The 6,753-nt window shown below is 55.9% G+C and carries 5 protein-coding genes; 4 read left to right on the top strand and 1 reads right to left on the bottom strand.

All coding sequences use genetic code 11. The features are described 5' to 3' along the window. Positions 1-568 precede the first annotated feature (568 nt). A complete protein-coding gene (locus tag NHH03_RS20710) occupies positions 569-1,771 on the top strand; it encodes a ThuA domain-containing protein (protein ID WP_253159214.1) in 1,203 nt (400 codons plus the stop codon). Between the two features lie 12 nt (positions 1,772-1,783). On the opposite strand, the gene NHH03_RS20705 is transcribed toward NHH03_RS20710, so the two are convergent. Continuing rightward, a complete protein-coding gene (locus NHH03_RS20705) occupies positions 1,784-3,430 on the bottom strand; it encodes a right-handed parallel beta-helix repeat-containing protein (RefSeq protein WP_253159212.1) in 1,647 nt (548 codons plus the stop codon). A 516-nt stretch (positions 3,431-3,946) separates the two neighbouring features. Between NHH03_RS20705 and NHH03_RS20700 the strand changes: the two genes are divergently transcribed. From NHH03_RS20700 to NHH03_RS20690, 3 genes are all read left to right on the top strand, one after another. Then, complete coding sequence (locus NHH03_RS20700) at positions 3,947-4,312, top strand: DUF3302 domain-containing protein (RefSeq protein WP_261364380.1); 366 nt, start codon at positions 3,947-3,949, stop codon at positions 4,310-4,312. Next, entirely contained in the window at positions 4,309-5,433 is a 1,125-nt protein-coding gene (locus NHH03_RS20695; RefSeq protein WP_253159208.1) for an HlyD family secretion protein, read from the top strand. The genes NHH03_RS20700 and NHH03_RS20695 overlap by 4 nt, the downstream gene beginning before the upstream one ends. 81 nt (positions 5,434-5,514) lie before the next feature. After that, positions 5,515-6,750: an efflux RND transporter periplasmic adaptor subunit gene (locus NHH03_RS20690; protein WP_253159207.1), complete on the top strand. Its 1,236-nt coding sequence runs from the start codon at positions 5,515-5,517 to the stop codon at positions 6,748-6,750. Positions 6,751-6,753: the final 3 nt, after the last annotated feature.

Below are 6,753 nucleotides of genomic sequence, written 5' to 3'. Positions count from 1 at the left end.
GAGTCGCGGAGCGACGGGAGTTGATAGCCTGGTGGCGTCAGCCCCAGGCATTGATCGTCAAAGAACATCAACAAGCCCCGGAGGGGCGGTAGAGAATGTCGTCGCTCCGCGACTGCGCGGTATGTCGTCCCTAAATCCAGGGGTTTCACCCCTGGCTAACGAATGACATCGCTCCGCGATTGAGAGCTGGTGGGGAACACGCGTGATTGAGTCGCCGAGCGACGGGAGTTGATAGCCTGGTGGCGTCAGCCCCAGGCATTGATCGTCAAAGAACATCAACAAGCCCCGGAGGGGCGGTAGAGAATATCGTCGCTCCGCGACTGCGCGGTATGTCGTCCCTAAATCCAGGGGTTTCACCCCTGGCTAACGAATGACATCGCTCCGCGATTGAGAGCTGGCGGGGAACACGCGCGATTGAGTCGCCGAGTGACGGGAGTTGGTTCAATCCGCCGCATGGCCAATCTCGACTTGCTGAAATTGTGCAGCGGTGGAAACAACAGAATCCAGAATCAATTATCATGGCGCCCCATACTCTGCACCCGTTTGAGAGACCAGGAAACAGCGACTTATGACAAAGTATTTTCTTTCGGCCCTCTTTTTGATGTTGGCGTCTACCGCCAAGGCCGATTCGCCACAAACGCCGACGACATCTCAAGAATCCAGTTCGTTCCAGCCGCTTATCTATGAAGGCGACAAGGGATTCGGCAAAGGCAAAGAGATCGTGTTGATTGCGAACGATCACGAGTATCGATCCGAGCAGACCTGTCCGGAATTGGGGAAGATGCTGGCCAAGCATTTCGGTTTTCGCTGCACGGTGATTTTTGGTTTGGATGACAACGGCGAAATCAAAGCCGGCGCGGGCGACATGCCGGGCATGGAAGCTCTGAAAACGGCGGACATGCTGTTCTTCTTCACACGCTTCATGAACCTGCCGGATCAACAGGTTGATTTGTTGGCGGACTACTTTGAACGCGGCGGCCCGGTCGTTGGCGTTCGCACTTCGACTCACTGTTTCAACGGACAACGCGGTAAGTGGTCCAAGTTGAATTACAACTACGGCGGCGCGGACTACCCCGGTGGTTTAGGCAAACAGGTCTTCGGCAACACTTGGGAAAAGGAGAACGGGCAAAGCCATTACGGTCAAAACCATGTGATGGGCAGTCGCATCACTGCTGTCGGATCCGCATTGGATCACCCGACCCTGCGCGGGGTCGGACCAATTCACGCCTATTCCGGTGCTTACAAATCACAGCCGCCGGCCGACGCGACTCCGCTGCTGGAAGTCCAAGTGTTGGATACCTTTCACCCCAGTGATCAACTGCGGACCGAGCTGCCGGTGGTCAACGCCGGTTGGAGCCGTGACGAGTATGTCGCGCCCTCGGGCGAGACCAAACAGGCACGTGTCGTGTACACATCGTTTGGTGCTTCGGAAGATCTGTTGGATGAAAACGCGCGACGGTTCTTGGTCAACGCCTGCCTGTGGGCTGGTGGCTGGGAAGACCAAATCACTGCCGATTTGGACGTCAGTCTGGTCGGCGAGTATCGCCCCAGTCCCTACACCAACACGACGTTTTCCTATGCCGGCGTCAAACCAGCCGACCTGTCCGGATTCGACAGCCAGATCATGCCCGACGACGCGACATTGATCGGCGTCGACGATGCAAAGTCCGCCAAGAAGCGAGCCAGCGTGTTGGCCAATCGACCAGAGTTCCGCAAGTTCCTGGAACTGAAGTATCCCAAGATCTATGGCACCGATGTCTTGAAGAAATAGTTGCCGCTGGGATCAATCACCCAGCGGCCGCAGATTCGTGCGGCCTGGGCTGGGCGGCACGGAAAATTCAGTCCACCGATCGGGCGCTGCGGGATCAAATTCATCGACGTCGTGTACTCGATGATCAGCCAACGTGACTCCGGCCCGACCGAGTCCTGTCATCACACAGTGTGCTAATTCATAGGCGCCGTACGAACTGTGGTGCGTGGCGTCAAAGTTCGGGTCGCCTTCATACCCGATGGCCGGGTCGTAGTGTTGGTCGGCCGGGACCAGCATGGCGCCAGGCACTGTCAGGTCCGCCCCAAACTGGATCTTCAATGGTGTCTTGCCGGCGGCATCTCCCGCGTTGGTTACAAACGCACCACAGTGATCCAGACCTCGATCGACCAAGCTGTTGCCAGCTGCAAGATGCAAAAACGCCATTTCCGGCAATCCGCCATCAGGCCGTCGGGGACCGAGCAGTTGGCTTTCTTCCAAACTTAGGAAATCAGCCGCGGTCAGCTCAATGTCGCTGTCGAACGAATTGCCGATGACATCGCAAGCCGTTCGATCCAACTTGGTCACCAAAGCTCGACTTCGATGACTCAAGTTGTTCCGCAACAGGTGGCCATACCCATCGACGTCCGTGACGTTGTCGTCTAACCGCGAGAGCATGTTGAAGTTGGCGCCGTTGGCATACGCGGTGTTATTGATCCAGTCGCTTCCGCCGATGTGATGGTTTGCATAAAAGCCACTGTTCTTGTTGTGCACCGCGACACAGAATCGCGTGGTATGACGTGGAATTGGAACAGGCAATCGATTCACCGAACGCGAACCGTAGCCACCGACTTTAAATCCATTGCCATCAGCGCGGCGTTTGAATTCGGGAGAATATCCATTCCAAAATGCCCAGCAGTTTTCAAAGGTCACCGATTCAAACGCGGAGATACAGTCGAAACCATCATCGCTGTTGAACCACGCGCGGCATCCGCGAAAGACATTTCCAGTGCTGCCTTTGTCTGGATGGCATCCGAAACCATCAACGTTGCCACCATGCCCGCCTTCGGAAACCGGATCGTCGTTGCGATAGGCATCACAATTTAGAAACAGGTTGTCGGAACCTTTCACGCTGTACAGACCAATTGCCTGGCCGTCATGCATGCTCAGTTGTTCATACAGGTTGTGGCTGCCGTCATTGGCAAAACAGATCGATTGGGTGTGACTTTTGATCGTGACCTGCACACCGACCACCTCCAATCCCTTGAGATGAATCCAAGATCCGCTGACGGAAAAAGCATGGACGCGCAATCCCGCTGGTTTGACGTTCGAAAAATCAAACACGGGCTGTTCGTCTGGATAGGCCCAATAGTTAATTCGCTTTCCCGGCGATCCACTCTTATCCAATCGAATGACATGTGCCCAGATTCGTCGCTTGAGCGCAATCTGAAAGGGCTGGATGATATAGCGCCCGCCGCGGATGAAGACCGTGTCGCCCGGGGAAACGTGCTGCTGAGCATGCTGGATCGTGGCGAACGGACGTTCGACGGTTCCCTCGAAACGGTCATCGCCATCGGTTGCGACGTAATAGGTTTCGGCGTTGGCAGCGGTCTTGAACCCTGCCAACACAATGAGAATCAGAACCAGCCATTGGGAAAGTGTGTATTTTGATGTTGGCATCATGGTCGAATTCATTCCTGCATTCACAATGGGGGCGACAGCCCCGTTTCAGCAGCCGTGCAAGACGGAGGGCTGACGCTTTGGTCGTAAAGGGGAAGTCGCGACTTGGCAGGGAGGGGAGGAAATGTGGCTGGACAATGTACCATTTCCGCAACAGGCCAACGCCACCGTCGCGAATGAGGCCCAGACATCGATTCGGGAAAGCCCGGTGGTGGAGCGTCACGCGGGGCGCTGCGACTTCTCGCGTTGCTGCAAATCTGATTCACCGCTTCGGCGTTCACAATTGTTATGACCGGAACTGCGACAGTCACGCGATGGTTGGTCATCGCAGACTTGGGGGGGGCTTGTCGTCGATTCGGCGATGATGGACTACAATCGTGGCGTGCAGTACGCTCTGGTACAGCACGCTGAGAATGCCTGCGGCTCTCGATCAAAGATTTCAGACACAGCCGCGTCTGGCAGCTTTCATCAGCTGAAACTCTTTTTCCCTGCAACGAATTGGTCACGAGAAACAACGTCATGTATGACGGCGCTACCTATTTTGCATGGTTCGTTATCGCACTGCTGTGCTCGATCGCAGTCGGCATGATTGTTTGGCTTGGATCACTGCCAAAGAAAATTGCAGATCGTCGCAATCACCCCCAAGCGGAAGCGATCAATGCACTCAGTTGGTTCGGGTTGTTTTTGGGTGGTTTCGGCTGGGTGGTCGCATTCGTCTGGGCTTTGTTGCGCTCGGACTCTTGGGGACATGCTGCGACACCCAACCCGCTGATTTCCAACAGCCGTGCCGATGCCCTGGCAAGTGAAAATGCGACGTTGCATGCCAAGATTGCTGAACTTGAAAAACGGCTCGCTGATGCCGAACGGACGGAGGATCAAACGTGATTGCTGTTGTCACCATTCTGTATATTTCGCTGATCATCCTGATCTACAAAATTTTGAAGATCCGTCCCAGACCCACCAACATTGCCGCGATGGTGGTGTTGGGCGTGCTGATGATTGGGGCCATCGTGATTGTCTGGCGTTTTTCTTCACCGATGGCAAACCGCTTGGTTGTTGGAAGGTACACCGTCGCCTTGGTCTCACAGGTCAAAGGCCCAATCACCAATATTTACGCTGAACCGAACACTCCGCTGAAAGCCGGCGTGGACAAACTGTACGATATCCAGCCCGATCTCTATCAATACACCGTCGACCAGATAGGCGAGCGACTCAAGGCAGCGGAACTCAATATTGACGCGCTCGAGGCAGCCGCCATCGCCGCTGACGCCGCGGTGAAACGAGCCGAGGCCAATCGGGCCGCCGCCGATGCCGAGCTGGCGGTGGCCAATGAGACGGCAGCAACGAATGCCGACGCCATTAGCAAACTTGCGATTCAACAGCTGACGCAGCAGTTGAACTCCGCCAGCGCGGCGGTCGACCAAGCCAACGCGACCGCCGTCCAAGCCAAAATCAGCCAGCGGGCTGCGAAGGACACGGCGGCCAGTATCAAGGCCGAATTGGCCGATGCCCAATTCGATTTGCAGCAGTGCACCGTTTACGCCCCGGCCGATGGCTTCGTCACCAACTGGGCGGTCCGCGAAGGCACGATGGCGGTGCCGCTTCCGCTGGCGCCGCTGGGAACATTTGTTGACACCAGTCGTGTTCTGATCGTCGCCAGTTTTCCTCAGAACCTGACCAAAAACGTGCAGCCGGGCGACGCCGCCGAGCTGACATTCAAAACCCGGCCCGGCGAAATATTTTCGGCCACTGTCGAATCGATTGTCGAAGCGACCGGCGAAGGGCAATTGAGTTTGGGCGGCACAGTCCCAAAGGCGACCGAAATCGGATCGAATGGATATCTGGCTGTCAAGTTCCGACTCGATGATGAATCGTTGGCCGATCAGTTGGCGATGGGGACCGCTGGTACCGTTGCCGTCTACACGCAAACCGGAAAGATGTTTCACGTGATCAGCAAAGTCACTGTGAGAATCAATGCCTGGATGTATTATCTGATTCCAGCCTAAATTTCGATGGCCTCCTGGCGAATTGAAAACGCAAATACAACAACGGAATTTGAACCTTCGGTTCTCTCAACAGGTGGTCAAATGCGAGTCGAATCCTTGCTGCGAAACAATGTCTGGCTGGGATGGTTGTTCTCGCTGCTAATATCTGCCAGCGGTTGCGATCGGCTCAAATCGGACACTGATCCATCCCAGCAACCGCCGCCTGCGCCGCCACTGGTCGACGTCATCAAGGCGCAAATGACATCGGTCCAGCCGAAATTCACAGTTCCCGGGGTCATCGAATCGATTGAAAACTCGCGGCTTCGCCCACGCGTTTCTGCGACGGTCATAGAGCGGACCATCATTCCTGGGAAAATCGTTGCCAAGGATGAATTGCTCTACAAATTGGATGATTCCGATTATGTGCTGGCGCTGAAACAGGCGGAGTCCAAGATGGCCCAGGCGCAAGCCAACCTGACCGACGCCAACGGCGAATGGGAGCGGGCGCAACGGTTGAAAGAAAAAGACGCGATCGCCCTGGCCGACTACGACGCCGCCAAAGCTGCTGCTCAGGTTGCTGCCGCGACGATCATGGAAATTGAATCGGAAATCGACCGCGCCAAACTTGATCAGCAACGGACTGAGATCCACGCGCCCTTCGCCGGGAAAATTAGCGTCGCCGGCTATGCCAAAGGTGACTACGTCACACCCAGTTCACCGGATCCGCTGTGCGAAATTGTTCGGCTTGACCCGATCTATGGCACCGCTCAAGTCAACCAAGACATGTATTTCAATTACCTCAGCCGTCATGAGGAATTGGAAGCGGCCGGACAGGACATCCCCGATTTGGTTTTGGATTTGTTGTTGCCGTCGGGAAAACCCTTCGCACACCAAGGCGTGTTCGAAAACTGGGACAACGCGGCAACCGCTAGCACGGGGACCATCTCCGCCCGGATTCGGTTCCCCAACCCCGACGGAACTTTACTGCCCGGGACCAATGTGATTCTGTCCGGCAGCATGATCTTCCAGGTACAGCGTGTCGTCGTTCCCCAGGCGGCGGTCGGCCAGGACCAACAGGGACACTATGTGATGGTCGTTGACGAAAATAGCGTTGTCCAACGGAAGAATGTCGACGTCGGACTTCGTATCGAATCCAATTGGGCGATTCGCTCGGGGTTGGACGAAGGCGAACAGGTCATCGTCCAGGGACTGCAAAAAGTCCGTCCCGGCGTCACCGTCCAAGTTCGATCCGAACCACAATCTGATCCGAAAATGGAATCGCCGGCCGCGGTGCCCGCAACGATCGATTCCCCGTCCAGACCGGCCGATGCCTCGTGACCC

This window comes from Stieleria tagensis (assembly GCF_024129865.1).
Taxonomy (GTDB): domain Bacteria; phylum Planctomycetota; class Planctomycetia; order Pirellulales; family Pirellulaceae; genus Stieleria; species Stieleria tagensis.
Note: the sequence above shows the minus strand (reverse complement) of the source record. Positions and strands in the feature narration are given on the sequence as shown.